This is a genomic window from Pseudoxanthomonas sp. Root65 (assembly GCF_001427635.1).
In the GTDB taxonomy this organism is placed as follows: Bacteria; Pseudomonadota; Gammaproteobacteria; order Xanthomonadales; family Xanthomonadaceae; genus Pseudoxanthomonas_A.
Window position 1 is genome coordinate 2,040,548 of record NZ_LMHA01000001.1, and the last position, 25,982, is coordinate 2,066,529.

Annotated in this window: 25 protein-coding genes and 1 pseudogene; 18 read left to right on the top strand and 8 right to left on the bottom strand. The window is 68.5% G+C overall.

Annotated features, from left to right (window positions below; genetic code table 11):
* The 9 genes from ASD77_RS09080 (at nt 1) to ASD77_RS09120 (ending at nt 9,405) form a co-directional block, all read left to right on the top strand.
* On the top strand, nt 1-1,176 hold the full coding sequence (locus tag ASD77_RS09080; RefSeq protein WP_055940153.1) for a phosphoglycerate kinase: 1,176 nt from the start codon (nt 1-3) through the stop codon (nt 1,174-1,176).
* Nucleotides 1,173-1,814 carry an HAD hydrolase-like protein gene (locus ASD77_RS09085; protein WP_055940154.1) on the top strand — a complete coding sequence of 214 codons (642 nt, stop codon included), beginning with the start codon at nt 1,173-1,175 and terminating at the stop codon, nt 1,812-1,814. Before ASD77_RS09080 ends, ASD77_RS09085 begins: the two co-directional genes overlap by 4 nt.
* Before the next feature lie 277 nt (nt 1,815-2,091).
* Entirely contained in the window at nt 2,092-3,561 is a 1,470-nt protein-coding gene (pyk, locus tag ASD77_RS09090) for a pyruvate kinase (RefSeq protein WP_055940156.1), read from the top strand.
* A gap of 130 nt (nt 3,562-3,691) precedes the next feature.
* Entirely contained in the window at nt 3,692-4,696 is a 1,005-nt protein-coding gene (locus ASD77_RS09095) for a class I fructose-bisphosphate aldolase (protein WP_055940158.1), read from the top strand.
* Between the two features lie 342 nt (nt 4,697-5,038).
* Nucleotides 5,039-5,512 carry a MarR family transcriptional regulator gene (locus ASD77_RS09100; RefSeq protein ID WP_055940162.1) on the top strand — a complete coding sequence of 158 codons (474 nt, stop codon included), beginning with the start codon at nt 5,039-5,041 and terminating at the stop codon, nt 5,510-5,512.
* Between the two features lie 8 nt (nt 5,513-5,520).
* Nucleotides 5,521-6,612, top strand: coding sequence for an HlyD family secretion protein (locus ASD77_RS09105; protein ID WP_055940164.1), 1,092 nt, complete (start codon nt 5,521-5,523; stop codon nt 6,610-6,612).
* Between the two features lie 138 nt (nt 6,613-6,750).
* The gene (locus ASD77_RS09110) at nt 6,751-8,301 is read left to right on the top strand and encodes an MDR family MFS transporter (RefSeq protein ID WP_055940166.1); all 1,551 of its coding nucleotides are present in this window, start codon (nt 6,751-6,753) and stop codon (nt 8,299-8,301) included.
* 26 nt (nt 8,302-8,327) lie between these two features.
* Nucleotides 8,328-8,714: a VOC family protein gene (locus ASD77_RS09115; protein ID WP_055940168.1), complete on the top strand. Its 387-nt coding sequence runs from the start codon at nt 8,328-8,330 to the stop codon at nt 8,712-8,714.
* A gap of 223 nt (nt 8,715-8,937) precedes the next feature.
* A complete protein-coding gene (locus tag ASD77_RS09120) occupies nt 8,938-9,405 on the top strand; it encodes a DUF6265 family protein (RefSeq protein ID WP_055940170.1) in 468 nt (155 codons plus the stop codon).
* 6 nt (nt 9,406-9,411) lie between these two features.
* On the opposite strand, the gene cysK is transcribed toward ASD77_RS09120, so the two are convergent.
* Both cysK and cysG read right to left on the bottom strand, forming a co-directional pair.
* Nucleotides 9,412-10,386 (bottom strand): cysteine synthase A, encoded by a 975-nt coding sequence (cysK, locus tag ASD77_RS09125; protein WP_055940172.1) that lies wholly within the window; start codon nt 10,384-10,386, stop codon nt 9,412-9,414.
* A gap of 24 nt (nt 10,387-10,410) precedes the next feature.
* Complete coding sequence (gene cysG / locus ASD77_RS09130) at nt 10,411-11,859, bottom strand: siroheme synthase CysG (RefSeq protein WP_055940174.1); 1,449 nt, start codon at nt 11,857-11,859, stop codon at nt 10,411-10,413.
* 170 nt (nt 11,860-12,029) lie between these two features.
* Here cysG and ASD77_RS09135 point away from each other — a divergent pair, with 170 nt between their 5' ends.
* From ASD77_RS09135 to ASD77_RS09155, 5 genes are all read left to right on the top strand, one after another.
* Nucleotides 12,030-13,013: a LysR family transcriptional regulator gene (locus ASD77_RS09135; protein ID WP_055940176.1), complete on the top strand. Its 984-nt coding sequence runs from the start codon at nt 12,030-12,032 to the stop codon at nt 13,011-13,013.
* A 77-nt stretch (nt 13,014-13,090) separates the two neighbouring features.
* Nucleotides 13,091-13,438 carry a hypothetical protein gene (locus tag ASD77_RS09140; RefSeq protein WP_055940178.1) on the top strand — a complete coding sequence of 116 codons (348 nt, stop codon included), beginning with the start codon at nt 13,091-13,093 and terminating at the stop codon, nt 13,436-13,438.
* Nucleotides 13,435-13,911 carry a DUF2809 domain-containing protein gene (locus tag ASD77_RS09145; protein ID WP_082563190.1) on the top strand — a complete coding sequence of 159 codons (477 nt, stop codon included), beginning with the start codon at nt 13,435-13,437 and terminating at the stop codon, nt 13,909-13,911. The genes ASD77_RS09140 and ASD77_RS09145 overlap by 4 nt, the downstream gene beginning before the upstream one ends.
* Before the next feature lie 9 nt (nt 13,912-13,920).
* Nucleotides 13,921-14,178, top strand: coding sequence for a type II toxin-antitoxin system prevent-host-death family antitoxin (locus tag ASD77_RS09150; protein ID WP_055941220.1), 258 nt, complete (start codon nt 13,921-13,923; stop codon nt 14,176-14,178).
* Nucleotides 14,166-14,486: a type II toxin-antitoxin system RelE/ParE family toxin gene (locus tag ASD77_RS09155; protein ID WP_055940180.1), complete on the top strand. Its 321-nt coding sequence runs from the start codon at nt 14,166-14,168 to the stop codon at nt 14,484-14,486. Before ASD77_RS09150 ends, ASD77_RS09155 begins: the two co-directional genes overlap by 13 nt.
* A 39-nt stretch (nt 14,487-14,525) precedes the next feature.
* Here the strand turns inward: ASD77_RS09155 and ASD77_RS09160 are convergent, their stop codons facing one another.
* The 6 genes and pseudogenes from ASD77_RS09160 to ASD77_RS09185 all read right to left on the bottom strand — a co-directional run bounded on the left by ASD77_RS09160 (nt 14,526) and on the right by ASD77_RS09185 (nt 21,557).
* Entirely contained in the window at nt 14,526-14,894 is a 369-nt protein-coding gene (locus ASD77_RS09160) for a hypothetical protein (protein ID WP_055940182.1), read from the bottom strand.
* 112 nt (nt 14,895-15,006) lie between these two features.
* Nucleotides 15,007-15,777 (bottom strand): LytTR family DNA-binding domain-containing protein, encoded by a 771-nt coding sequence (locus tag ASD77_RS09165; RefSeq protein ID WP_055940185.1) that lies wholly within the window; start codon nt 15,775-15,777, stop codon nt 15,007-15,009.
* Nucleotides 15,774-17,036 carry a histidine kinase gene (locus ASD77_RS09170; protein WP_156383538.1) on the bottom strand — a complete coding sequence of 421 codons (1,263 nt, stop codon included), beginning with the start codon at nt 17,034-17,036 and terminating at the stop codon, nt 15,774-15,776. Before ASD77_RS09170 ends, ASD77_RS09165 begins: the two co-directional genes overlap by 4 nt.
* 146 nt (nt 17,037-17,182) lie before the next feature.
* A complete protein-coding gene (locus ASD77_RS09175) occupies nt 17,183-17,896 on the bottom strand; it encodes a phosphoadenylyl-sulfate reductase (RefSeq protein WP_055940186.1) in 714 nt (237 codons plus the stop codon).
* Nucleotides 17,893-19,599, bottom strand: a pseudogene (gene cysI, locus ASD77_RS09180) (assimilatory sulfite reductase (NADPH) hemoprotein subunit); the annotation flags it as partial. The pseudogene cysI and the gene ASD77_RS09175, both read right to left, overlap by 4 nt.
* Nucleotides 19,600-19,691: 92 nt before the next feature.
* The gene (locus ASD77_RS09185; protein WP_055940190.1) at nt 19,692-21,557 is read right to left on the bottom strand and encodes an assimilatory sulfite reductase (NADPH) flavoprotein subunit; all 1,866 of its coding nucleotides are present in this window, start codon (nt 21,555-21,557) and stop codon (nt 19,692-19,694) included.
* Nucleotides 21,558-21,762: 205 nt separating this feature from the next.
* On the opposite strand from ASD77_RS09185, the gene cysD reads away from it, so the two are divergent.
* The 4 genes from cysD to ASD77_RS09200 all read left to right on the top strand — a co-directional run bounded on the left by cysD (nt 21,763) and on the right by ASD77_RS09200 (nt 25,980).
* Complete coding sequence (cysD, locus tag ASD77_RS09190; protein WP_055940192.1) at nt 21,763-22,674, top strand: sulfate adenylyltransferase subunit CysD; 912 nt, start codon at nt 21,763-21,765, stop codon at nt 22,672-22,674.
* Between the two features lie 41 nt (nt 22,675-22,715).
* Nucleotides 22,716-22,850: a hypothetical protein gene (locus ASD77_RS18620; RefSeq protein ID WP_268793374.1), complete on the top strand. Its 135-nt coding sequence runs from the start codon at nt 22,716-22,718 to the stop codon at nt 22,848-22,850.
* The gene (gene cysN / locus ASD77_RS09195) at nt 22,847-24,721 is read left to right on the top strand and encodes a sulfate adenylyltransferase subunit CysN (protein ID WP_082563191.1); all 1,875 of its coding nucleotides are present in this window, start codon (nt 22,847-22,849) and stop codon (nt 24,719-24,721) included. The genes ASD77_RS18620 and cysN overlap by 4 nt, the downstream gene beginning before the upstream one ends.
* A 212-nt stretch (nt 24,722-24,933) precedes the next feature.
* Complete coding sequence (locus ASD77_RS09200) at nt 24,934-25,980, top strand: efflux RND transporter periplasmic adaptor subunit (RefSeq protein WP_235578522.1); 1,047 nt, start codon at nt 24,934-24,936, stop codon at nt 25,978-25,980.
* Nucleotides 25,981-25,982 lie beyond the last annotated feature (2 nt).

Sequence of the window (25,982 nt, forward strand, 5' to 3'; positions counted from 1 at the left end):
ATGCCCATCGTCCGCATGACCGACCTCGACCTCGCCGGCAAGCGTGTGCTGATCCGCCAGGATCTGAACGTGCCGATCGATGCAGGCCGCATCACCTCCGAGCAGCGCATCACCGCGTCCCTGCCGACGCTGAAGCTGGCGCTGCAGAAGGGCGCAGCGGTGATGGTGACCTCGCACCTGGGCCGTCCGAAGGAAGGCGTGTGGAGCGAGGCCGATTCACTGGCGCCGGTCGCCGCGCGCCTCTCCGAACTGCTCGGTGTCGACGTGCCGCTGGTGAAGGACTGGGTCGATGGCGTCGACGTCGCGCCGGGCCAGATCGTGCTGCTGGAAAACTGCCGCATGAACGTCGGCGAGGGCAAGGACGACGAAGCGCTGTCGAGGCAGTACGCCGCGCTGTGCGACGTGTTCGTCATGGATGCCTTCGGTACCGCGCACCGTGCGCAGGCTTCCACGCATGGCGTGATCCGCTTCGCGCCGGTCGCCGCCGGCGGTCCGTTGCTGATGGCCGAACTGGATGCGCTGGACAAGGCACTGGCCAATCCCGCGCGCCCACTGCTGGCCATCGTCGCCGGCAGCAAGGTGTCCACCAAGCTGGAACTGCTGACCAGCCTGGTGGGCAAGGTCGACCAGCTGATCGTCGGCGGCGGCATCGCCAATACCTTCATCGCCGCGGAAGGCCATGCGGTGGGCAAGTCGTTGTACGAAGCCGACCTGATCGACACCGCGAAGAAGATCGATGCCGATGCGAAGGCGCGCGGCGCCGAGATCCCGCTGCCGACCGACGTCGTGGTCGCCACGGCGTTCGCCGCGGACGCGCCGGCCACGGTGAAAGCCGTCGATGCCGTCGCCGCCGACGAACTCATCCTCGATATCGGTCCGCAGACCGCGCAGCGCTATGCCGAACTGATCAAGTCGGCCGGTACGGTGGTGTGGAACGGCCCGGTGGGCGTGTTCGAATTCGATGCCTTCGGCAAGGGCACGGAAACACTGGCGCGGGCGATCGCACAGTCGCAGGCGTTCTCCATCGCCGGCGGCGGCGACACGCTGGCGGCCGTGGACAAGTACGGCATCGCCGATGACGTCAGCTACATCTCCACCGGCGGCGGTGCCTTCCTGGAATTCCTCGAAGGCAAGACCCTGCCGGCCGTCGCGGCACTGGAAGCGCGCGGCCAGTGAGCCGCGCCACGCTGTTCTTCGACCTCGACGGCACGCTGATCGATTCGGCCGTCGGCATCACCCGCTGCATCGCGCATGCGCTGACGCAGCTCGAGCATCCGATCCCGTCGGACGCCGAGCTGCGCGGCTGGATCGGTCCGTCGCTGCGCACCAGTTTCCTGCCGCTGCTGGGCGATCCGGCCAAGGTCGAGGCCGCCGTCGAGCATTACCTCGAGCGCTTCGAGTCGCATGGCTGGCTGGAGCACCAGGTCTATGCCGGCATCGGCGAGGCCATCGAAGCCTTGCATGCGGACGGGCACCGGCTCGCCGTGGTCACCGCGAAGAACGAGCCGCACGCGCGCAAGATCCTGGCGCACCTGCCGTTCGGGCATCGTTTCGAGGACATCATCGGCGCCACCGTCGATGGCCGCCTGAGCCACAAGAAGGACCTGATCGGCGAAGCCCTGCGGCGCCTCTCGCTGACGCCCGATGCGTGCTGGATGATCGGCGACCGCCACATGGACATCGACGGCGCGCGCCATCACGGCATGCGCCGCGTCGGCGTGCTGTGGGGATTCGGGGGAGAAGAGGAGTTGCGGGATGCAGGTGCGACCCGGCTTGCCGCGGCGCCCGACCAATTGCGGCCACTGTTCGCCTGAGCGGCGACACCGACGATCAAACGCGCGTTTCATCGCGATGGTTTTTTGCGCAGTCGGGTGTGCGTGCGCAGCATCCGACACGTGGGCAGAGACCAAAAAAATACCAGTCGCACGGTCTCTGCGATGCTCATGAAAGTACTTGAAAACAGCGCTTTGCTTGCGTCCCGACAGACATCCGCCATGCTGTCCCGGGACAGTGCCATGACATGAGGCAGGGCGGTCGCTACGCGTCCGTATCGCTGTGGTAGCGTTTGCGCGATCACAGGGAATCCGCACCATGACCGCACGCCAGCGCCGCACCAAGATCCTCGCCACCCTCGGACCGGCGACCGACCCGCCCGGTGTGCTGGAGGACCTGTTCCGCGCCGGTGTCAACGTGGTGCGCCTTAACTTTTCGCATGGCGATCCTTCCGGACAGGCCAAGCGCGCCGCGGCCGTCCGTCTCGCCGCACAGCGCGTCGGTGCCGAGGTCGGCATCCTGGCCGATCTGCCGGGACCGAAGATCCGCGTCGAGCGTTTCGCCGAAGGCAAGGTGGTGCTCAAGACCGGCGACCGCTTCGATCTGGTCGCCCGTGTCGACGCACCCCCGGGCGATGCCTCGCAGGTGGGCGTCAGCTACCTCGGTCTGCCGGGCGACGTGGAAGCCGGTGACGTCCTGCTGCTCGACGATGGCCTGATGCAGTTGCAGGTGGTAAAGGTCGACGGTGAGCGCATCATCTGCACCGTGCTCAACGACGGCGTGCTGTCCGACCGCAAGGGTCTGAACAAGCAGGGTGGCGGCCTGTCGCTGGGCGCGCTGACCGAGCGCGACCGCGAACTGATCGCCTACGTGGCCGAGAACATCGGTGTGGACTTCATCGCCGTGTCGTTCTGCCGCAATGCCGACGACATGAACGAGGCGCGCCGCATCGCCCGCGAGCACGGTTGCGACGCCGCGCTGGTCTCCAAGATCGAACGCACCGAGGCCATCGAGAACCTCGCCGAGATCGTCGATGCCAGCGACGTGGTGATGGTGGCGCGCGGCGACCTGGGCGTGGAGATCGGCGACGCCGAGCTGCCGGGCCTGCAGAAGAAGATCATCCGCGAGTCGCTGGCGCGCAACAAGGTGGTGATCACCGCCACCCAGATGCTGCAGTCGATGGTGGACAGCCCGATCCCCACCCGCGCCGAAGTGCTGGACGTGGCCAACGCCGTCATCGACGGCACCGACGCGGTGATGCTGTCGGCCGAAACCGCGGCCGGCAGCTACCCGGTGCGCGCGGTGGAAGCGATGGCGCGCATCTGCCTGGGCGCCGAGAAGCAGTTCGAGATGGACACCGACTTCGAGAAGGCGCCGCGCAACCTGGAGCGCGCCGACCAGGCGATCGCCATGGCCACGATGTTCCTGTCCGAACACATCGGCGTGCGCGCGATCGTGGCGATGACCGAATCCGGCGGCACCGCGCGCTTCCTGTCGCGCTTCCGTTCCAGTGCGCCGATCTACGCGTTCTCGCGCCACGACGGCGCGCGCCGCAAGATGGCGATGATCCGCGACGTGTTCCCCATTGCCTTCGACAGCCGCGGCCTGGCGCCGCGCGAGGCCGCCCGCGATGCGATGCGCGTGCTGCACGACCGCGAACTGCTGGCCGAAGGCGACCGCGTGATCTTCACCAGCGGCGACCACATGGAACGGCACGGTGCCACCAACACCCTGCGCCTGCTGCAGATGGGCGAGCGCGGCAAGGCCGAGGGACTGGGCGAGCTGTAACCGCTTTCCCGGGACCTCCCGCCGCGTCCGCAACCGGGCGCGCTGCGGCGCGTTCATCGTCGTGGTTGCCCGCTGCCGGCGTGGCGCGGGCTACAATTGGTATCTTTCCCGTCGCTTCCCCAGGAACCCCATGAGCATCGAACAGCTTGCCGAAACCGCCCAGGCCATGGTGGCCGCCGGCAAGGGCATCATCGCGATCGACGAGTCCACCACCACCATCGCCAAGCGGTTCCAGGGCGTGGGCATCGAGAACACGGAAGAGAACCGCCGCGCCTACCGCGAGCTGCTGCTCACCACGCCGAAGCTGTCGGACTACATCTCCGGCGCCATCCTGTTCGACGAGACCCTGCGCCAGTCCACCAAGGACGGCGTGCCGTTCGCCAAGTACATGGCCGACCACGGCATCATCCCCGGCATCAAGGTCGACAAGGGCACGCACGCCCTGGCCGGCTGCCCGGGCGAAGTGGTCACCGAAGGCCTCGACGGCCTGCGCGACCGCCTGAAGGAGTACTACAAGCTGGGCGCGCGCTTCGCCAAGTGGCGTGCGGTCATCACCATCGGCGAGGACATTCCCTCCGGCACCTGCATCGAGGCCAATGCGCACGCGCTGGCCCGCTATGCCGCGCTGTGCCAGGAATGCGGCCTGGTGCCGATGGTGGAGCCGGAAGTGCTGATGGACGGCGACCACAACATCGAGGTCTGCTACGAAGTGACCGAAGCCGTGCTGCGCTCGCTGTTCGGCGCGCTGTACGAGCAGAACGTGCTGCTGGAAGGCACCATCCTGAAGGCCTCGATGGTCATCGCCGGCAAGGACTGCGACGAGCAGGCCGATGTCGACGAAGTGGCCGAGTCCACCGTGATGTGCCTGAAGAGCACCGTGCCGGCGATCCTGCCGGGCGTGGTGTTCCTGTCCGGCGGCCAGACCGACGAGCAGTCCACCGCGCACCTCAACGCCATGAACCAGTTGGGCAACCTGCCGTGGCCGCTGAGCTTCTCCTACGGCCGCGCCATGCAGCAGGCCGCGCTGAAGCTGTGGTCGCAGGACCTGGTGGGCAACTTCGCCAAGGCCCAGGCCGTGGTGTACGAGCGCGCCAAGGAAAACGGCCTGGCCGCCCTGGGCAAGTGGGAAGGCTGATCGCGCCACGCCACCCGCAGTGATTCCGACGCCGGCCTCGTGCCGGCGTCGTCGTTTCCGGGGTTCGCTTCCGGAATCGAGGGGTTGCATCCGTCCCCCCGAACCGTCTTTCCGGCGCAGGCGGGAACCCAGTGCCTTCCGCTTCGGCGATGAAAGTCGCTGGGTCCCCGCCTGTGCGGGGATGACGGCGCCATGCATACGCACGCATCTGCGCTGGGCGTTGCAGCCCGTTATTCCTGCCCACGCTCCAGCCGTCACGCCCGCGGCGCCTGCCAAAAGCCCGGCTGAATAGAATTCTCTGCCTTGAATATTGTTGCCTAAGCATCTATATCATTGGCACCCATGAGCACAGCCAACGGCCAAAGCACCATCGGTTACCTGATCGCCGACCTCAGCCGGTTGTTCGGCCGGGTGTTCGACCGCCGTGCCGCACACCTGGGTCTGACCCGCGTGCAGTGGCGCGCGCTCAAGCGCATCCACCAGAGCGAAGGCATCACCCAGTCCGCGCTGGCCGACCTGCTGGACATGGAGCCGATCGCGGTTGGCCGTGTGCTGGACCGCCTGCAGAAGGCCGGCTTCATCGAGCGCCGCAGCGATCCGGACGACCGCCGCGTCTGGCGACTGCACCTGCTGCCGCAATCGGACGCGGTGATGCATGACATCGAAGCCGTCGCGACCTCCGTCCGCGAAGACTGCCTGGCGGGTGTCGATGCCGACGAACTGGCGACGACGCTGAAAGTCCTCGGCCAGATCCGCGAAAACCTCTCCCTGCTCGACCGTGCCAGCCGCGGCGAGTCGTCCCTCCGCAAGAGCTAACCCCCACCATGACCAGCAAGATCAACGCCGCCGGCGAAAGCGCGGCACAACCCTCCGCTTCCAAGCGCCGCCGCGTGCCGGTATGGCTGTGGATCGCCGGCCCGCTCGCCGTCGCCGGCTTCTTCGGCTGGGAATACGTGGCCTCGCAGCGCGAAGTCAGCACGGACAACGCCTACATCAAGGCCGAGCGCATCCTGATCGCGCCGCAGGTCGGCGGCCGCGTGGTCGAAGTCGCCGTGCAGCAGAACCAGCCGGTGAAGAAGGGCGACCTGCTGTTCCGCATCGATGCCGATCCGCTGACGATCGCGGTGGCGCAGAACGAAGCGCTGGTCGCGCGCATGGCCAACAGCGCCAACGCCAGCCGCGCCAAGGTGGTCGGCACCGGCACCTCGATCCAGGCCGCGCGCGAAACGCTGGCGTGGGCGCAACGCGACCTGCAGCGCATGCAGCAGCTCGCCAGCCAGCAGCTGGTGTCGCGCAAGATGCTGGACGATGCGCGCCACGCGGTCGCCGAAGCGCGAACCGACCTGGCCGATGCCATCGCCAGCCAGTCCGAAGCCACCGCGTCGCTGAGCGGCAGCCCGGGCACGGCCACGCAGGATCTGCCCGAGTACCGCGCCGCCGCGGCGATGTTGGCCAAGGCCCGCCTCGACCTGGACCACGCCGAAGTGCGCGCACCGGTGGACGGCATCGTCGGCCTGCACGACCTGCAGGTGGGCGAGTACATCAACGTCGGCCAGACCGCGATGCCGCTGGTCGCCACCTCGCCGATCTGGGTGGAAGCCAACTTCAAGGAAACCGAGCTGGAAAAGATGAAGGTCGGCCAGCCCGCGACCATCGAAGTGGACAGCTATCCGGGCGTGACGTGGAAGGCGCACGTGGCCTCCATCGCGCCCGCGTCGGGTGCCGAGTTCAGCGTGCTGCCGCCGCAGAACGCCACCGGCAACTGGGTGAAGATCGTGCAGCGCATTCCCGTGCGTCTCGAAATCGATGCCGCCGCCGCCGACGCGCCGCAGTTGCGCGCCGGCATGAGCGCCGACGTGCACGTCGCGCTGCGCGACGCCGGTGCCGCTGCCAGCCGCGCCACCGCCGCGCGCTGAACGTCTTTCCATGTCATCCCGGGCGTGCGCGGATGCGGGCGAGGGCACTGTGGTGGGGCCCGGCCCCGCTGACGCCGCGCCCCGGGTGACCTCTGGATCGCCGTGCTTCGCGCACGACGATCCCCTCCGGAACTCCCCATGAGCACAACCGCCGCCGCCCCCGCGCAGGAAGACACCGGCAAGCGCACGCTGCTGGTCGGTTCGGTGATGCTGGCCACGCTGATGCAGGCGCTGGACACCACCATCGCCAACGTCGCGTTGCCGGACATGCAGGGTTCGCTGTCGGCCACCCAGGACCAGGTGTCGTGGGTGCTGACCAGCTACATCGTCGCGGCCGCGATCCTGACCCCGGTCACCGGCTGGCTGGCCGGGCGGCTGGGACGCCGCCGCCTGCTGATCATCGCGGTCAGCGGCTTCACTGTCGCTTCGCTGCTGTGCGGCATCGCCAGCGGCATAGGTGAGATGGTGATGTTCCGCATCCTGCAGGGCGTGTTCGGTGCCTCCTTGGTGCCGATCTCGCAATCGCTGCTGCTCGATGCGTTCCCCAAGGAAAAGCATGGCGCGGCGATGGCGATGTGGGGCATGGGCATCATGGTCGGCCCGATCCTCGGCCCGCCGCTGGGCGGCTTTCTGACCCAGAACTACAGCTGGCACTGGGTGTTCCTGATCAACCTGCCCATCGGCATCCTGGCGCTGCTCGGCATCATGGCCAGCGTGAAGAAGGACGTGGTGCAGGAGCGCAAGCTCGACGGCATCGGGCTGGGCCTGCTGGCGCTGGGCATCGGTGCGTTGCAGCTGTTCCTCGATCGCGGGCAGAGCGAGGACTGGTTCGGCAGCGTCGAAATCCAGATCGAAGCGGCGCTCGCGTTCCTCGCGCTGTACATGTACGGGCTGTGGTGGTGGCGCAAGCGCGAGCACGCGCTGCTCGACCTCGGCCTGCTGAGGAACGCGAACTTCGCCGTCGGCTGCGCGCTGATCTTCGTCGTCGGGATCGTGCTGTTCGCCACGCTGGCGCTGCTGCCGCCGTACCTCAGCACGCTGATGAACTATCCGGTGCTGACCATCGGCCTGGTGCTGGCGCCACGCGGCGTGGGTACGATGTTCAGCATGATGGTCGTGGGCCGCCTGCTGGGGCGCATCGACGCGCGCTGGCCGATCCTGGTGGGCATGGCGCTGATGGTGTTCTCGCTGCATGGCATGACCCAGTTCGGGCCGAACGCGTCGATGCAGTCCATCGTCTGGCTGGGCGTGGTGCAGGGCATGGGGCTGGGCCTGGTGTTCGTGCCGATCTCCACGGTGGCGTACGCCACGCTGGAACCGCACCAGCGCACCGAAGCCGCCGGCCTCTTCAGCCTGGTGCGCAACATCGGGTCGTCGGTCGGCATTTCGGTGGTGATGACGATGCTGTCGCGTGCCATGCAGGTGAACCACGCCGAGATCGGTGCGCGCATCCCAGCGTTCGGTGCCGAAACCACGCTGCTGCCGGCGGCGATGGATCCGTCCACCGCCACCGGTCTGGCCCTGCTCAATGCCGAGGTCAACCGGCAGGCGGCCGCCATCGGCTACCTCAACGACTTCAAGCTGATGATGCTGCTGACGCTGGTGTCGATGCCGCTGGTGCTGCTGATGCGGGGCGGCAAGGCGCCCTCGGGCGGCAACGCCGGTGCGGATGCCGCGGCGGCCCATTGAGTTCCGATGCCACAGGACATGCGTGCATGAAGATCGAAGGCCTGCACCACGTCGCCATCATCGCGTCGGACTATGCGCGATCGAAGCGTTTCTACACCGAAGTGCTGGGCCTGCGCATGCTCGCCGAGCACTACCGCGCCGAACGCGATTCGTGGAAGCTCGATCTCGCCCTGCCGGACGGCACGCAGGTCGAACTCTTCTCGTTCCCGTCGCCACCGCCGCGCGTCTCCCGGCCGGAAGCCTGCGGACTGCGCCACCTCGCGCTGCGCGTCGCCGATCTGGATGCCGCCGTCGCCCACCTGCACGCGCATGGCGTGGCGACCGAACCGCTACGCGTGGATGAATACACCGGCCGCCGCTTCACCTTCTTCGCCGATCCGGATGACCTGCCGCTGGAGCTCTACGAGCAATAGTGTTCTCGCTGTGGGAGCGACGTAAGTCGCGATCGCACGCCATCGGCCGCAGTGATTCGTGCTTACCTCTCGCGCCGACAGACATGGGGTTTCAGCAAGATTCCCGGCATCTGGAACCCACGATCGCGACTTACGTCGCTCCCACACCGACGTTCGGATCGCCTGTCCGCCCGCGTACCTGCTAAGGTCGCGCAACACTTGATCTGCCGCAGCGGGGATCCCCATGAAACGCCTGGCGACGTTTTTCCTGGCCGTGTCCACGACATGGATGGCCACCTCGGCATCGGCCAACGATCTCGACTGGCTCGCCGGCCACTGGTGCGGCCAGCGCGGCAAGACGTTCAGTGAGGAAACCTGGATGGCGCCGCGGGGTGGGCTGCTGATCGGCATGCACCGTGACACGCGCGACGGCAGGGCGGCCGGCTTCGAGTTCATGCGCATCGCGCAGCAGGACGGACGCTGGGTGCTGCTCGCGCAGCCCGGGGGTGGGGCGGTGACCGCGTTTCCCGCGCAGAGCGTGGCGCAGGATCGCGTGGTGTTCGCCAATCCGGCGCATGACTTTCCGAAGCGCGTGATCTATTCGCGCTCCGACGCCGACACGCTGCACGCGCGTGTCGATGATGGCCGCGATGACGGCAAGGCACTGGAATGGACCTGGCGGCGCGACTGCGACGCGCCGCCGTCGCCTTGAATCCCGTTACGGCAGCGCGGCCTCGCCCAGCGAGGCCAGCCATTCGTCGTCCGAGCCTTCGTTGACGCCTTCGAACAGCGGCGTGGAGAAATAGCGCTCGCCGGTGTCCGGCAGCATCGCCAGCAGCACGTCGCCGGGCTTGGCCTTCTGCGCGACCTGCAGCGCCGCCGCGACGGTGGCGCCACCGGAAATGCCGACGAAGATGCCTTCCTCCGCCGCCAGCCGGCGTGCGGTGGCGATGGACTCCACGTCGGTGACCGGCAGGATCTCGTCGGCGACCTCACGGTTCAGCACGTCCGGCACGAAGTCTGGCGTCCAGCCCTGGATCTTGTGCGGCTGCCATTCCTTGCCCTGCAGCAGCGACGCCCCGGCCGGTTCGGAGGCGGTGATGCGCACGTCCGGACGCGCGACCTTCAGCACTTCACCCACCCCGGTCAGCGTGCCGCCCGTGCCCCAGCCGGTGACGAAGTGGTCGAGCCGCTGGCCGGCGAAATCACGCAGGATTTCCGCCGCCGTGGTCTGCCGGTGGTAGGCCGGGTTGGCGGGATTGGCGAACTGGCGGGCGAGGAACCAGCCGTGCTGCTTGGCCAGTTCCTCCGCGCGGCGCACCATGCCGCTGCCACGCTCGGCGGCCGGCGTCAGGATCACCTTGGCGCCATACGCGCGCATCAGCTTGCGGCGCTCGATGGAGAAGGTTTCCACCATCGTGGCGACGAACTTGTAGCCGCGCGCGGCGGCCACCATCGCCAGTGCCACGCCGGTGTTGCCGGAGGTCGCTTCGACGATGGTGTCGCCCGGCTTCAGCAGGCCCTTGGCCTCGGCATCCAGGACGATCGCCAGCGCCAGGCGGTCCTTCACCGAGCCGCCCGGGTTGAACGACTCCACCTTGGCATAGAGCGTCACGTGCTCGGGCGCGATGCGGTGCAGTTTCACGACCGGGGTGCGGCCGATGGTGTCCAGGATGCTGTCGTAGAGGGCCATGGGATGTCCTAGGGGAGCGAAGGGTCAGGCGGCCTGCAGTGTGGGCACGGGCAGGTTGCGGGAATGTGTGGGAGCGCCGACGGGCGGCGCGCCGAACCAGTGCAGCGTGTCGGCCAATGCGGCGACTTCGCCCAGGATCAACAGCGCGGGCGAGCGTACCTGGTGGAAACGCGCAGTTTCCGCCAGATCGGCCAGCGTGCCGCCGATCACGCGCTGGTCGCGGCGCGATCCGTTCTCCACCAGCGCGAACGGGGTCGACGGCGCGCGGCCATGCTGGAGCAGCCGGTCGCGCAGGCCTTCCAGCCCGGCCACGCCCATGTACACGGCCAGCGTCTGCCGTTCCTGCGCCAGCGCCTGCCAGTCGAGGGTGTCGAAGGAGTCCTTGCAGTGTGCGGTCACCAGCTTCAACGACTGTGCATGGTCGCGATGGGTGAGCGGAATGCCGGCATAGGCCGCGCACGCCACGGCCGCGGTGATGCCGGGGACGACTTCGTACGGAATGCCGTGGGCGCGCAGGAACTCGAGCTCTTCGCCGCCGCGACCGAACACGAACGGATCGCCGCCCTTCAGCCGCACCACGCGATGGCCGGCGCGGGCGTGTTCCAGCATCAGCGCATGGATGTCGTCCTGGCGCGTGCTGTGGCCGCTGGCCGACTTGCCGACTTCGATATAGGTCGCATCGCGCCGGCCCAGACGCAGCACGTCCTCGCTGACCAGGCGGTCGTGCAGGACCACGTCGGCTTCGTTCATCGCCCGCAAGGCGTTGAGCGTCAGCAGGCCGGCGTCGCCCGGGCCGGCGCCGACCACGGCGACCGAGCCGCTGCGCACGACCGTGGCGTGTTCATCCAGCATCGCCTGGAAATGCTGCTCGGCCTGCACGTGCAGCTGCTGGCGGAACAGGCGGGGCAGGGGACCGGCCAGCAGCTTCTCGAAGAAGCGGCGACGCTCGGCCGGCTGCGGGAAGCGCTGCCGGATGCGCTGGCGCTGGCGGGTGAAGAGGTGGGCCAGTGAGGCCCAGGAATCGTCCAGCAAGGTCTCCAGCTGGCGGCGCAGATGCCGGGCCAGCATCGGTGCGCCGCCGCCGCTGGAAATGGCGACCTGCAGCGGGCCGCGCTCGACGATGGCGGGCACGTGGAAGGTGGACAGTTCCGCATCGTCCACGACATTGGCGAACAACTGGCGCGCCTCGGCGGCGGCGGCGACAGCCTGATTGACGTGGCCGTCGTCGGTCGCGGCCACCACCAGCCAGGCATCGGCCAGCCACGCGACATCGAAGCGTCCGGCGATCCAGTCGATCCGACCCTGCTCGTGCCAGGTCCGCAGGCGCGGAGTCAGATCGGGCGCGCCGACCCGGGGGCGGGCGCCGGCATGCAGCAGCGCTTCCGTCTTGCGCTCGGCCACCGGGCCGCCACCGACCACCAGAACCCGGCGGCCTTGCAGGTCGGCGAACAGGGGAAACAACGGAGCGCTCACGGGCGTCGGGAATGTCGGCGGGGCTGCTGACCGTACTGCCCGCTCATGGTGGTCGGAAATGACATCCCGCCACCGCCATATGCCTTGCAGTTATAAGCGGCGGCGGCTACGTTCCCGGCAAATCCTCTACAGTCCAAGGCCCCTCCCGGTGGGCCCCACGCCCGACGCCGATGACGCTGACCCAACTCCGCTACCTGGTGGCGATCGCCGATGCCGACCTCAACATCACGCTGGCGGCGGCGCGCGTGCACGCCACCCAGCCCGGTTTGTCCAAGCAGCTGAAGCAACTGGAAGACGAACTGGGCTTCCTGCTGTTCGTGAGAAAAGGACGCAGCCTGGAAGCGGTGACGCCGGCCGGCCACGAAGTGATCGACCGCGCCCGGCTGGTACTGGCCGAGGCCAACAACATCCGCACCTACGCCGCCAACCAGCGCCGCGAGAGCCAGGGCCAGCTGGTGCTGGTCACCACGCACACGCAGGCGCGCTTCGTGCTGCCGCCGGCCATCGCGCAGATCAAGCGCGACTTCCCGCAGGTCAGCGTGCACCTGCAGCAGGCGCCGGAAAGCCAGGCGCTGGACCTGCTGACCCAGGGCGACGCCGACATGGCCGTGGTCAGCACCGCCGGCGACCCGCCGCAGGCCGGCATCGCCGTGCCGCTGTACCGCTGGCGGCGGCTGGTGCTGGTGCCGCGCGCCCATGCGCTGGAACAGCTCGGTCGGGTGCCCACGATGGCCGACCTGGCCGACCAGCCGCTGATCAGTTACGAATCGTCGACGCGTCCCGGTTCGTCATTGCAGCGCGCCTTCGCCAAGGTGGGGCTGGAACCGAACATCGCGCTGACCGCGCTCGATGCCGACCTCATCAAGACCTATGTCCGCGCCGGCCTGGGCGTGGGCCTGCTGGCCGAGATGGCGGTGAATGCGTCCGACACCGACCTGCGCGCCTGGCCGGCACCGCCGGAGGTGAAGGAATGCATCGCCTGGGCGGTGCTGCCGCGCGAGCGCGTGCTGCGCGACTACGCGCTGGATCTGGTGCGCGCGCTGGCGCCGCAGATCGACCGCCGCGACCTGCGCCGGGTGATCGACGGCAACCAGGACCCGGACTGGCCCGAGCCGCCGACCTGGCAGTCGCTGACCCAGACGATCACCAGCTGACGGTCCCCCGACCGCGTGATTGACGCGGCCCGCCTGCACGAGCGAGCCTGCGTTTCTCCTTCCGATTCCCGATCCCGATGAACCGCATCTCCCGCATGGTTGCCCGCATGTATGCCCCGGCCGTGGTCATCGCGGTGGGCGGCTTCGCCACGGCGGAAGTGGTGACGCGGACCGAGCGCGCCTTCGGCGACATCACGCCGCAACGACTGGCCTCGCTCTCGTTCCTGCTGGCGATCCTGCTGGGTACGGCGTGGGCCCTGCATTCCAGCTGGCGGCTGTACCGCTGGGCGCGCGGCCGGGAACTGCGCTGCGCCTGCGGCGGCATGATGTCGCGCATCCGCTACAACCGGCAGCGGCAGAAGTACCGCAAGTGCCTGGCCTGCGGCAGCAAGAGCCTGGAAGGCGCGCATTGCGGCAGCGCATGAGGTGGCGGTTCGACCTGGCGACGGCCGGGTGCGCGCTGGTCCTGTTCGTACTGCTCGTCCTGCTGGCGACCGCCGGCGCGGGGCTGGGCTGGATACGCAGCTTCGCCGGCGATGTCGTCGCGGTTGTCTGGGTGCATTGCCTGCTGGCGGCCGTCGTGTGGCTGCGTCCGCCCATGCGGCCGCTGCTGGCGCTGGCCGTGGGACTGACGGTCGAGGCGGCGCAGTACGTCAGCCAGCAGGCGGGCTGGCAGGTTTCCTCGCCGGTGCTGCGCATCGTGCTGGGCAGCACGCCGGACTGGCTTGACGTGGTCGCCTATCTGATCGGCTTCGTGCTGGCCTGCACGATCGAGCGGCGCGACAACGCCCGCGCCTCGCCGGTTGACGTGCCCGCGCCGAGGGTCGTCGGACCTGACCGCGTGATGCAGGCCTTGCGGTTCGCCGCACGGCTTGTGAGGGTGCGAGTGATACTGTAGTGTCACTTCATGCGCACCGAACTCGTCACCACGCTGAAGCGACAGGCCACCGACTTGCTGGCTGACATCGAGCGGAAGCGCGAGCCCATCCTCATCACCCAGCACGGGCTGCCCAGCGCCTACCTGGTGGATGTGGAAACCTACGAAGCGATGGTGGCGCGCATGTCCCTGCTGGAAGGCATCGCGCGTGGCGAACAGGCCGTCGCCGAAGGACGCGCCATCTCCCATGAACAAGCCAGGGAACGGCTTGCCAGATGGTTGAAGTAGTCTGGTCCGAACCCGCGCTGAGTGATCTCGACGCCATCGCGGATTACATCGCGCTGGAGGATCCGGGCGCGGCGGCGGAACTGGTGCGTCGGGTGTTTGCCCATGTCGAACAACTCGCCGACCACCCGGACAGCGGCAGCCGCCCCGCCGAGTTGAAGCGTGGACGCTACCGCCAGGTCGTCGAGCCGCCGTGCCGCGTGATCTATCGCCATGAAGGTGGGCAGGTGGTGATCCTGCACGTCATGCGCAGCGAGCGGCTGCTGCGGCCGGGCATGCTGAAGCCGCGCGCACCAGGTAAAGCGCGCTGACGCCATTGCGATTGAAGCGGCGTGGCATGCAGCGAACCCTCAGCTGCCGCAACGGCGACCGGCATCGGCTTCCTTCGCCACGCATTGCCGGAAATCCTCCGGCAAGCCACGGATCTCATGCGTCTTGCCGGGTGCCAGCGCAAAGTCCTCCAGCGTGGTGCGGGTGCAGTCCGCAGGATTCTCGCCGGTCGCAGCAACTGCGCAGCGCTCGGTGTAGACGCGGTAGTGGCACTGGCCGCTTTCGCTGGCGAAACACTCGAAGGTGGCCACGCCTTCCTTCAGCGTGCTTTTGCTGAAAAGCGTATCCACGCCGTTGGCGCTGCTGTGGTGGATGGTGGTGACGCTGGGCTTGTCGTCGCATCCTGCCAGGGCCAGCAGGCAGGACATCAGGGACGTGATGATGCGCATGGCGATTCCTTTGTCGTTTCGATGGGCAATGACAGGCCCTCCACGACGCGGGTGCGTCGTGCCGGCGATGCCACGTTGGATGCCGCGCGGGGCGGACGGGTTTAGAGCGGTGCTACATGTTGCGGAACAGCGTCATGAAGGGCTGGCTGACGGTCAGCACTTCCGGCCGCGTCTTCAGTTTCAGGCGGCCGCGACCGGCGTCGTCGCGACTGACCGATGCGACCGCCTTCATGTTGACGATGGTGGAGCGGTGGATCTGCTTGAAGGTGGTCTGGTCCAGCGAATCGAGCAGCTCGCGCAACGGCGTGCGCAGCAGCGATTCGCCCTCGGCCGTCATCACCGTGGTGTACTTGTTGTCGGCCTGGAAGTAGGCCACGTCGTCCACCATGATCAGCTTGGTGTCCTTGCCGACGCTGGCGGTGAGCCATACCAGCGCCGGTTTCGCCGGTGCCGACGACACCGCGGACAAGCGGCGCAGCAGCGCGTCCAGCGTGGCGCCGTCGGGATGGCCGGCGGTGGCGCGCGCCTGGATGCGCTGCACGGTGGCCAACAGGCGCTCGCGCGTGATCGGCTTGAGCAGGTAATCGATGGCGCCCTGCTCGAATGCATCGATCGCGTACTGGTCGTAAGCGGTGACGAACACCACCTGCGTGCGCGGGCAGGCATCGGCCATGCCACGCGCAACCTCGATGCCGGTCAGGCCGGGCATGCGGATGTCGAGGAAGGCCACGTCCGGCTGCAGCTCGACGATGGACTCCAGCGCGCTGGCGCCGTCCTCGCATTCGGCCACGATGTCCAGCTGCGGCCAGGCGTCCTTCAGCAGCGAGGACAGCGCGGTGCGCAGCAGTTCCTCGTCTTCGGCGATCACGCCCCGGAAGTTCATGCGGCACCTGCCTTGCCGGGCAGCGGCAGCGTCAGCGTGGCGGCCACGCCGCTGGGGAAGTTGGAGACGATGGCGAACGATGCGTTGCCGCCGAACGTCAGGCGCAGGCGCTCGCGCAGGTTCTTCAGGCCGATGCCGGTGCCGCTGCTCTGGCCGCCGAAGCCCTGGCCGTCGTCGGCGACGGTCAGCGTGGCGTGGTCGTCGTGCTGGCGCGCCAGGATCCAGACGGTGCCGCCGCCGGTCTTCGGCTCCAGGCCGTGCTTGATCGCGTTCTCGACCAGGGTCTGCAGCATCATCGACGGCATCGGCACCGACTTGAGCGCGTCCGGCACTTCGATCTGCAGCGACAGGCGGCTGCCCATGCGGATCTTTAGGATCTCCAGGTAGGCCAGCGTGCGTTCCAGTTCCTCGCCCAGCGTCGACAGCGCGTCGTCGGTGCGCGGCAGCGAGCTGCGCAGGTAGTGGATCAGATGGCCCAGCATGATGTCGGCGCGTGGCGGATCGGTGCGCGTCAGCACCTGCGCGCTTGCCAGCGTGTTGTAGAGGAAGTGCGGCTCGACCTGCGCGTTGAGCAGGTTCAAGCGCGCGACGGTCAGTTCCTTCTCGCTGACGGTCTTCACCACATCGGCCTGCTCCTGTCGCCGCTGGTCGGCGACGCGGCGGGTGATGGCGCGGGTGACGGCTTCGACGTTCTCTACGTTGACGCCGTCGTCCAGTACGAACAGGTCCAGCCATGCACTGGCGTCGGGGCCCACGATCAGGGTGATGCTGCTGGTGCCGTTGCCGGGCGTGACCGTGGCCTGCACGAGATCGCGCTTCACCGCGAAGCGCGCCATGATGTTGAAGCGCGACGGCTGGCTGGGGCCGCCGAAGCTGTCGATGCGGCGCACCTTGACCCGCACCTGCAGGCTGTCGGGCGCGCTTTCCGCCTCTTCGGCGCGCGGCAGTTCGCGCAGCGCGCCTTCGATCAGGGCGAAGGCGTCCGCGGTGTCCAGCGGTACTTCGATCTGCCGGCGCTGGCGGCTGGCGAGCGTGGTGCTGTCGAGCCGCCCGGTGATCAGCCAGATCCGGCGCAGATGGCTGATCAGGCCGATCAACACCGACAGCATCACCAGCGTCGAGGCGAGGTTGAACAGCCATTCGGCCGCACCGGACAGCATGGTCCGCTCGAACAGGCCGTTCCAGATGAAGCCCGCCATGAGGATCGCGCCGAACCAGGCGACGAGGATGCGGATGATCAGCAGCAGGCTGGGGAACACGTCGGATACCACGGCTTGGGGAGTGCCGTGGAGGATAGCCCGCCGGTCGGGCGAGGGAAGAGGGGCCGCGACGGATCCGGCGATGCGGCGACGAAACCCGGTTGCGCGGGGGCGAACGGATCAGCCCCGCCCGTGTCCGTCAGGGCTCACACGTCGATATGGATGCCGCACTCGCGCTTGAGCCCGTTGAAGCGGGTGTCCTCCTCGCGCATGCCGGGCTCCCAGCGGCGCGTGGTGTGGAAGTCACCGATCGACACGTAGCCCTGTTCCCACAGCGGGTGGTAGGGCAGGTCGTGCTGCTTCATGTACTGCCACACGTCGCGGTCGGTCCAGTCGACGATGGGGTTGATCTTCCAGCGGTCCTCGCGCTGCTGCAGCACCGGTGCGTTGGCGCGGCTGGTGGCTTGCACGCGGCGCAGGCCGGTGAACCAGGTGCCGACACCCAGCTCCTTCAGCGCGCGCTTCATCGGTTCCACCTTGCGCAGGCTGTTGTACTGCTCGATGCCGACCAGACCCTGCTCCCACAGGCGGCCGTGGCGCGCCTCCATCCAGGCGCGGCTGACCAGCGGGCGGAATACCTGCAGGTTGAGCTGCAGGCGCTCGGTCAGTTCATCGGCGAAGCGGTAGGTCTCGGGAAACAGGTAGCCGGTATCGATCAGCACCACCGGGATGTCCGGCTTCTGCCGGGTGACCATGTGCAGCAGCACCGCTGCCTGCGCGCCGAAGCTGGACGACATCGCGGCTTCTGCCGGCCCGTGCTTGAGCGCCCAGGCGACGCGCTGCTCGGCGGTCTGGGTTTCCAGCCACGCGTTGTGCTCGGCGATCTGGTCCGTGTCCAGGGAAAGGGCGAGGGCGCTCATGCGTAAAGGTCCAGGGGGATCTGTCGGTGGGTGGGATAGGCGGGCAGGGCGACCACGCCGCTGCGATGCAGGAAGTCGCCGAAGCCTTCATCGGCGTCGCGGTCGGCTGCATAGCGCGCGAACAGCCCGTCCAGCGTGGCGAGGATGGCGGCTTCGTCGATGTTTTCGCGGTACAGCGTATTGAGGCGCTGGCCGCGCGCGTCGCCGCCGAGCATCAGGTTGTAGCGGCCGGGTGCCTTACCGACCAGGGCGATCTCCGCCAGATACGGCCGCGAGCACCCGTTCGGGCAACCGGAGATGCGCAGCACGATCGGCGCATCGCGCAGGCCGTGCTTGTCCAGCACGGGCTGCAGCTTGTCGGTGAAGTCGGGCAAGTAGCGCTCCGCTTCGGCCATCGCCAGGCCGCAGGTGGGCAGTGCCACGCAGGCTACGGCCGCGCGCTGGAGCGCGGTGCCGAGTCGTTCGCCCGCATCCAGCCCGTGCGCCTTCGCCAGCGCATCGATGCGTGCGCGCTCGCCGGCCGGTACGCCGGCGATCACGAGGTTCTGGTTCGCGGTCATCCGGAACTCGCCGCGATGGACGTTGGCGATCTCGCGCAGGCCGGTGAGGTGCGTCGCCTGCGCGGTGTCGGCGATGCGGCCCGCGTACAGGTGCAGGGTCAGGTGCCAGCGGCCGTCTTCGCCCTCGACCCAACCGTAGCGGTCGCCGTTGTGCTCGAAACGGAAAGGGCGAACCGGCTGCAGCGTCACGCTGCTGCGGCGCTCGATCTCCGCCACGACGGTGTCCAGGCCATGGTCGTCGATGGTGTACTTGAAACGCGCACGCTTGCGCTGCTCGCGGTTGCCCAGGTCGCGCTGGGTGGTGACCACGGCCGTGGCCACGTCCAGCAGGTGTTCCGGCGTGATGAAGCCGACCACGTTGCCGACACGCGGGTAGGTTTCGGCATCGCCATGGGTCGCGCCCATGCCGCCGCCGATCACCAGGTTGAAGCCGGCCAGCGCGCCGTCGTCCAGCACGGCGATGAAGCCGAGGTCGTTGGCGAATACATCCACGTCGTTGACCGGCGGCACGGCGAAGCCGATCTTGAACTTGCGCGGCAGGTAGGTGGCGCCGTAGATGGGCTCCTCTTCCTCGCCGCTGCCGGCCACGCGCTCCTCGTCCAGCCAGATCTCGTAGTAGGCGCGCGTGTTGGGCAGCAGGTGCTCGGACAGCTTCGCCGCCCACGCCTGCACGTCGGCGTGCGCGCGCGATTCCAGCGGATTGGCCGCGACCAGCACGTTGCGGTTGACGTCGCCGCAGGCCGCCAGCGTGTCGATCAATGCGGCATTGATGGCCTGCATCGTCGCCTTCAGTTCGCGCTTGATCACACCGTGGAACTGGAAGGCCTGCCGCGTGGTGATGCGCAGCGAGTGGTTGGCGTACTGCGTGGCGATGGCGTCCAGCTTCAGCCACTGCGCGGGCGTGACCACCCCACCCGGGGTGCGCGTGCGGATCATGAACTGGTAGGCCGGCTCCAGCTTCTGCCGGCGGCGCTCGTCGCGCAGGTCGCGGTCGTCCTGCTGGTAGCTGCCGTGGTACTTGATCAGGGTCTGGTCCGATTCGCGCAGCGCACCCGTCACCGGATCGGCCAGGCTGTCGAGCAGGCTGCCGCGCAGGCGGTGGCTCTCGGATTTGATGTCTTCGACGGAGTGGTTGGACATGTTCTGATCTTCGGTGTGGGAGCGACGTCAGTCGCGAAGGCTTCGTCCGGGGTCCAGGGATCGCGACTTACGTCGCTCCCACAACCGCGCCGGCTTCAGTACACATCGCGGCTATAGCGCCCCTCCGTCTGCAGCTGCACCAGGTACTCGCGGGCGGCTTCTTCATCCAGCCCGCCATGCTCGGCGACGATGGACTGCAGCGCCGCATGCACGTCCTTGCCCATGCCGATGGCGCCGCACACGTACAGGTGCGCGCCGTTCTGCAGCCAGTCGTAGACGTCGCGGCCGCGTTCGCGCAGGCGGTCCTGCACGTAGATCTTGCGTGCCTGGTCGCGCGAGAAGGCGAGGTCGAGTCGGTGCAGTTCGCCGCTGCGCAACGCGTCCTGCCATTCGCTCTGGTAGAAGAAGCCGTGGTTGAAGTGCTGCGCACCGAAGAACAGCCAGTTGCGCCCGCGTGCGCCGGTTTCCGCGCGCTCCTGCACGAAGCCGCGGAACGGCGCCATGCCGGTGCCGGGGCCGATCATCAGGATGTCGCGGCTGCCATCGGCCGGCACGCGGAAGCGCTCGTTGGCCTCGATGTAGACCGGCACCTGGTCGCCTTCCTCGCGCGCGGCGAGGAAGCCGCTGGCGGCACCGCCATGCGCATGGCCGAAGGCGTCGTAACCCAGCACGTCGACGGTCAGGTGGGCTTCCTCGCCCACGCGCTTGCGACTGGAGGCGATGGAATACAGGCGCGGTGCCAGCGGCCGCAGCGCGGCGACCAGCTCCTGCGCGGACCAGCCGGCGGGCCAGCGGCGCAGCACGTCGACCAGCTGGTGCGTGTTGAACAGCTGCGCCAGCGCCGTGTTCTGTGCCGGCGCAAGCAGTGCGTTCAGATCATCGGCCTGGGCGTGGGCGGCATGTGTGGCGAGGAACGGACGCGACAGGCGGGTCAGTTCGCGGCGCGCGGCCAGCCATTCGCGCAGCGGCAGGGTGTCGCCGCCGTCGCTGACGGCGGTGTCGCCGTCCAGCCGCAGCGTCTCCAGCACACCATCGACCAGCGCGGCAGGATTGCGGTGGCGTACGCCCAGCGCATCGCCGGGCTCGTAGTGCAGGCCGCTGCCTTCCAGCGACAGTTCGAGGTGGCGCACGTCCTTGTCGGCCACGCCATGCTGACCGAAGCGCGGGCCCTTGAAATCGCGGCCGCTGATGCGCTGGTTGAGCAGCAACTCGGCGGGGAAGGGGTGTTCGTGCGTCCAGAGCGCGGCGTGGCCGGGACGCAGCGGCGTCACCGTGGCCAGCGGCGCGGCGCCGGTGGCCGGCGCCTTCAGCAGCTCGCGGGCCTGCGCGAGTGCCTGTTCGCGCCACGGGGCGGCGACGGTGTCGATGTCGAGGTCGGCCAGGCCGGTGGCGAACAGGCGGCTGCCGCCGAGTTCGGCCAGGCGCGCGTCGAGCCGCGTCGCGATGCCGCAGAAGTCGGCATAGCTGGAATCGCCCAGGCCGAGCACGGCGTATTTCAGGTCCGGCAGCTTCGGCGCGCGCTTGCCGCGCAGGAACTCGACCAGGCCGATGCTGTCGTCCGGCGGATCGCCTTCGCCCTGGGTGCTGATGACGATATAGAGCAGGCGCTCGCTGGCCAGCTCGCGCTGCGGGTAGGCATCGGCGCGCAGCAGGCGCACCGACAGCCCGGCGGCTTCGGCCTGCTGCGCCAGGGCTTCGGCGGTGCGGCGCGCGTTGCCGGTCTGGCTGCCGTAGACGATGGTCAGGCGCTGTGTGGCCTGGGCGCCGGGTGCCGGGGCAATCGCCTTGGGCGATGCGGCGGCGGCCGCCGGCGCTGCCAGCTGCGCCTGCGCCAGTCCGGCGGCATAGCCGGAGACCCACCACAGACTGGCGCCGTCCAGGCCGGCCACGGCCTGGGCCAGCAGCGCCCGCCGTTCCTCCGCGAGGGGGATGGGGGCGAGGACAGGCTGGGTGGCGGACATCGATATGGGCCGTGGGCGCGAGGTGGACGACCGATGGTAGGGAGGCGCCGGGACCGCCAGAAAGGACGCATGGTTATGGGCTTATGGCCTGCGCTTATTTCGCCGGCATGCGTCCACCGCCGAATACTGCCCGCCCTCCCGGACCCGTTGGCGATGCCCTGCTAGGCTAGCCCGTCCGTAGCCACCGTCCCTGCTGCCTGCCTCGATGACTGCCGTACCCCGCCTGTCCCACCTCGACCGCCTGGAAGCGGAAAGCATTCATATCCTGCGCGAGGTCGCCGCCGAATTCCGCAACCCGGTGCTGCTGTACTCGGTGGGCAAGGACAGTTCGGTGCTGCTGCACCTGCTGCTGAAGGCCTTCGCCCCGGCCCGCCCGCCGATTCCGTTGCTGCACGTGGATACGCGCTGGAAATTTCGCGAGATGATCGCCTTCCGCGACCAGCGCGCCGCCGAGACCGGGGTGGACCTGCGCGTGCACATCAACCCGGACGGCATCGCCCGCGACATCGGCCCGATCAGCCACGGCGCCACCGTCCACACCGACGTGATGAAGACCCAGGGCCTGAAGCAGGCGCTGGATCACTACAAGTTCGATGCCGCCATCGGTGGCGCGCGCCGCGACGAGGAGAAGTCGCGCGCCAAGGAACGCGTGTTCTCCTTCCGCAACGACAGGCACCGCTGGGACCCCAAGAACCAGCGTCCCGAACTTTGGAACCTCTACAACGCGCGCATCCATACCGGCGAGAGCGTGCGCGTGTTCCCGCTCTCCAACTGGACGGAGCTGGACATCTGGCTCTACATCTACCGCGAGCACATTCCCGTGGTGCCGCTGTACTTCGCCGCCGAGCGGCCGGTCGTCGAGCGTGATGGCGCCCTGCTGATGGTCGACGACGAGCGCCTGCCGCTGCGCGAGGGCGAAGTACCGCAGCAGCGCCGCGTCCGCTTCCGCACGCTGGGCTGCTACCCGCTGACGGGCGCGATCGAGTCCGAGGCCGATTCGCTGGAGAAGATCATCGCCGAGATGCTGGTGACGACCAGCTCCGAACGCCAGGGCCGCGTGATCGACCACGATCCGGGCGCATCGATGGAGAAGAAGAAGCTGGAGGGATACTTCTGATGCGTATTCCTCCGCCGTCGTCCCAGCGCACGCTGGGACCCATGTTGATGTTCGCGCGATCCATGTCCCGCGCTGAGAAACAAGGCAAGATCCCAATGGATCCCAGCGTTCGCTGGGATGACGATACGGGTGTGGAATTGACGCGCATGAAGACGATGCCGGTGGCCGCTGCATGAATACCGCCAGTGACATCTCCACCTACCTCAAACAACACGAATCCAAGCCGCTGCTTCGCTTCATCACCTGCGGTAGCGTGGACGATGGCAAGAGCACGCTGATCGGGCGCCTGCTGCATGACAGCAAGCGCCTGTTCGACGACCAGCTGGCGGCGCTGGAGAAGGACAGCCGCAAGCACGGCACGCAGGGCGAGCGCATCGATTACGCGCTGCTGCTGGACGGCCTGGCCGCCGAGCGCGAACAGGGCATCACCATCGACGTGGCCTACCGCTACTTCGACACCGACCAGCGCAAGTTCATCGTCGCCGACTGCCCCGGCCACGAGCAGTACACGCGCAACATGGCCACCGGCGCGTCCACCGCGGACCTGGCCGTGGTGCTGGTGGACGCGCGCAAGGGCCTGCTGACGCAGACCCACCGGCACAGCTACATCGTCTCGCTGCTCGGCATCCGCCACGTGGTGCTGGCGGTGAACAAGATGGACCTGGTCGAGTTCGACGAGGCCGTGTTCGCGCGCATCGCCGCCGACTACCGCGCGCTGGCGCAGCGGCTGGGCATCGCCGAGGTCACCTGCATCCCGCTGTCGGCGCTGGAGGGCGACAACCTGTCGTCGCGGTCCGCGCGCACGCCGTGGTACGCCGGCCCGGCATTGCTCGAACACCTGGAGCAGGTGCAGGTCGATGCGCAGGACGATGGCGGCGCCCTTCGCCTGCCGGTGCAGTGGGTGAACCGTCCGCACCAGAATTTCCGTGGCTACGCCGGCACCATCGCCGCCGGCGCAGTGAAGCCCGGCGACGAGATCATCGTGCTGCCGTCGGCGCGCCGCTCGCGGGTGACGCAGGTGCTCGGCGCCGATGGCGAGGTCGCTTCGGCCGGTGCGGGGCAAGCGGTGACGCTGACCCTGGCCGACGAGATCGACATCAGCCGCGGCGACGTGATCGCCGCCGGCGGCGATCCACCGGAAGTGGCCGACCAGTTCGCCGCGCATGTGCTGTGGATGTCCGACGCGCCGCTGCTGCCGGGACGGCCTTACTGGCTGAAGATCGGCGCGCGTACCGTGTCCGCCACGGTCACCGAGATCAAGCATCGCATCGACGTGAACACGCAGGAGCACCTGGCCGCCAAGCGGCTGGAGCTCAACGAGGTCGGCTACTGCAACCTCAGCCTGGACGAGCCCATCGCCTTCGAGGCCTATGCACGCAACCGCGCGCTGGGCGGCTTCATCCTGATCGACCGCTACGACAACACCACCGCCGGCGCCGGCACCCTGGATTTCGCGCTTCGTCGTGCCGGCAACGTGCACTGGCAGCATGTCGATGTCGACAAGGCCGCGCGCGCGCGCCAGAAGGGCCAGGCGCCGAAGGTGCTGTGGTTCACGGGCCTGTCCGGCGCGGGCAAGTCGACCATCGCCAACCTGGTGGACAAGCGCCTGCATGCGCTCGGCTACCACAGCTTCCTGCTGGACGGCGACAACGTGCGCCACGGCCTGAACCGCGACCTGGGTTTCACCGACGAGGATCGCGTGGAGAACATCCGCCGCGTGGCGGAAGTGGCCAGGCTGATGGCCGACGCCGGCCTGATTGTGCTGGTCAGCTTCATCTCGCCATTCCGCGCCGAGCGGCGGATGGCGCGCGAGCGTTTCGCCGACGACGAGTTCGTCGAGGTCTTCGTCGACGTGCCGCTGGCGCTGGCCGAGGCCCGCGATGTGAAGGGCCTGTACCGCAAGGCGCGCGCGGGCCTGATCCCCAATTTCACCGGCATCGATTCGCCGTACGAGGTGCCCGAGCATCCGGAGCTGCACCTGCACGCAGGTGAACAGGCCCCCGAAGCGCTGGCGCTGCAGGTGCTCGCCCACCTGGGCCTGGAGTAGCCGTTCAGCACGGATCCGGCCCGCAAGGGCCATTGGTCATGGCGGGCGGTGTGCACCGTCCGCCCTTTGGCGCGTTTACGGCACGTGCCGCCGCATCCGTGACACTGCGTGTCCCGTAGGGTCGGTAAACTCCTCGAATAATGATGATTACGGGACCCTCCATGCTCAGCCGATCCGTCCTCCGCGCGCTCGCGGTCGCCCTGCCCCTGCTGATGCTCGCCGGCTGCGGCGACGACGAGGCGCAGGCGAAGGCCAACGGCGGGCCGGCGGAGCGGCCGATTCCGGTGACCACCCAGCAGATCCAGCTCACCGCCTGGAACGACACCCTGCAGGCGCTGGGTACGGCCAAGGCGCGCGAATCCGTCACCCTGACCGCGAAGGTCAGCGAGATCGTGCAGGACGTGCACTTCGAGAGCGGGCAGCAGGTGGGTGCCGGCCAGAAGCTGGTCACCCTGAAGGGCGATGCCGCGCAGGCCACGCTGGTCCAGGCCGAGGCGACCTACGCCGAGGCCGAACGTCTTTACCGCCGGCAGAAGGAACTGGCCGACCAGCAGCTGATCGCGCGCTCGCAGCTCGATACCCAGCTCGCCCTTCGCGACGCCGCCGCCGCGCGCGTGCGCCAGGCGCGCGCCGACATCGGCGACCGCAGCGTACGCGCGCCGTTCGCCGGCGTGCTGGGCATCCGGCAGGTCAGTCCCGGCTCGCTGATCACCGCCAACAGCACCATCGCCACGCTCGACGACATCTCGCGCATGTATGTCGACTTCCAGGTGCCGGAAGCAGCGCTGGCCTCGGTCGAGGCCGGCAACACCGTGACCGCGACCGCCGCCGCCTATCCGGGCGAGTCGTTCGAGGGGCAGGTGGAAACCATCGATGCGCGCATCGACGCGAACACGCGCGCGGTGACCGTGCGTGCGGTCTTCGCGAACGAGGGACGCAAGCTGCGCCCCGGCATGCTGCTGGATGTGCGCCTGTTCCGCCCCGAGCGGCAGGCGCTGGTGATCCCGGAGATCGCGGTGGTGCAGGTGGGCCGCGACTCGTTCGTCTACCGGGTCAAGCCGGATGGCAGCGTCGAGCAGGCGCCGGTGACCGCAGGCGTGCGTCGCGACGGGAAAGTCGAAATCCTCAAGGGCGTCGCCGCCGGCGATCGCATCGTCATTGACGGCACCGGCAAGCTGCGTCCGGGCGTGAAGGTGGCCGATGCCGCGCCCGCCGCGCCGGCGAAGCAGGACGAGCCCGCCGCCGACGGCCAGGGCTGAGC

Coding starts and splice junctions, on each gene's coding strand:
- ASD77_RS09105 (WP_055940164.1), top strand. CDS start 5,521: ATGACCAGCAAGATCAACGCCGCCGGCGAAAGCGCGGCACAACCCTCC.
- ASD77_RS09140 (WP_055940178.1), top strand. CDS start 13,091: ATGAACCGCATCTCCCGCATGGTTGCCCGCATGTATGCCCCGGCCGTG.
- ASD77_RS09165 (WP_055940185.1), bottom strand. CDS start 15,777: ATGAACTTCCGGGGCGTGATCGCCGAAGACGAGGAACTGCTGCGCACC.
- ASD77_RS09150 (WP_055941220.1), top strand. CDS start 13,921: ATGCGCACCGAACTCGTCACCACGCTGAAGCGACAGGCCACCGACTTG.
- ASD77_RS09115 (WP_055940168.1), top strand. CDS start 8,328: ATGAAGATCGAAGGCCTGCACCACGTCGCCATCATCGCGTCGGACTAT.
- ASD77_RS09095 (WP_055940158.1), top strand. CDS start 3,692: ATGAGCATCGAACAGCTTGCCGAAACCGCCCAGGCCATGGTGGCCGCC.
- ASD77_RS18620 (WP_268793374.1), top strand. CDS start 22,716: ATGTTGATGTTCGCGCGATCCATGTCCCGCGCTGAGAAACAAGGCAAG.
- ASD77_RS09135 (WP_055940176.1), top strand. CDS start 12,030: ATGACGCTGACCCAACTCCGCTACCTGGTGGCGATCGCCGATGCCGAC.
- ASD77_RS09120 (WP_055940170.1), top strand. CDS start 8,938: ATGAAACGCCTGGCGACGTTTTTCCTGGCCGTGTCCACGACATGGATG.
- ASD77_RS09080 (WP_055940153.1), top strand. CDS start 1: ATGCCCATCGTCCGCATGACCGACCTCGACCTCGCCGGCAAGCGTGTG.
- pyk (WP_055940156.1), top strand. CDS start 2,092: ATGACCGCACGCCAGCGCCGCACCAAGATCCTCGCCACCCTCGGACCG.
- ASD77_RS09185 (WP_055940190.1), bottom strand. CDS start 21,557: ATGTCCGCCACCCAGCCTGTCCTCGCCCCCATCCCCCTCGCGGAGGAA.
- cysN (WP_082563191.1), top strand. CDS start 22,847: ATGAATACCGCCAGTGACATCTCCACCTACCTCAAACAACACGAATCC.
- ASD77_RS09175 (WP_055940186.1), bottom strand. CDS start 17,896: ATGAGCGCCCTCGCCCTTTCCCTGGACACGGACCAGATCGCCGAGCAC.
- ASD77_RS09155 (WP_055940180.1), top strand. CDS start 14,166: ATGGTTGAAGTAGTCTGGTCCGAACCCGCGCTGAGTGATCTCGACGCC.
- ASD77_RS09100 (WP_055940162.1), top strand. CDS start 5,039: ATGAGCACAGCCAACGGCCAAAGCACCATCGGTTACCTGATCGCCGAC.
- ASD77_RS09160 (WP_055940182.1), bottom strand. CDS start 14,894: ATGCGCATCATCACGTCCCTGATGTCCTGCCTGCTGGCCCTGGCAGGA.
- cysD (WP_055940192.1), top strand. CDS start 21,763: ATGACTGCCGTACCCCGCCTGTCCCACCTCGACCGCCTGGAAGCGGAA.
- ASD77_RS09110 (WP_055940166.1), top strand. CDS start 6,751: ATGAGCACAACCGCCGCCGCCCCCGCGCAGGAAGACACCGGCAAGCGC.
- cysK (WP_055940172.1), bottom strand. CDS start 10,386: ATGGCCCTCTACGACAGCATCCTGGACACCATCGGCCGCACCCCGGTC.
- ASD77_RS09200 (WP_235578522.1), top strand. CDS start 24,934: ATGCTCGCCGGCTGCGGCGACGACGAGGCGCAGGCGAAGGCCAACGGC.
- ASD77_RS09145 (WP_082563190.1), top strand. CDS start 13,435: ATGAGGTGGCGGTTCGACCTGGCGACGGCCGGGTGCGCGCTGGTCCTG.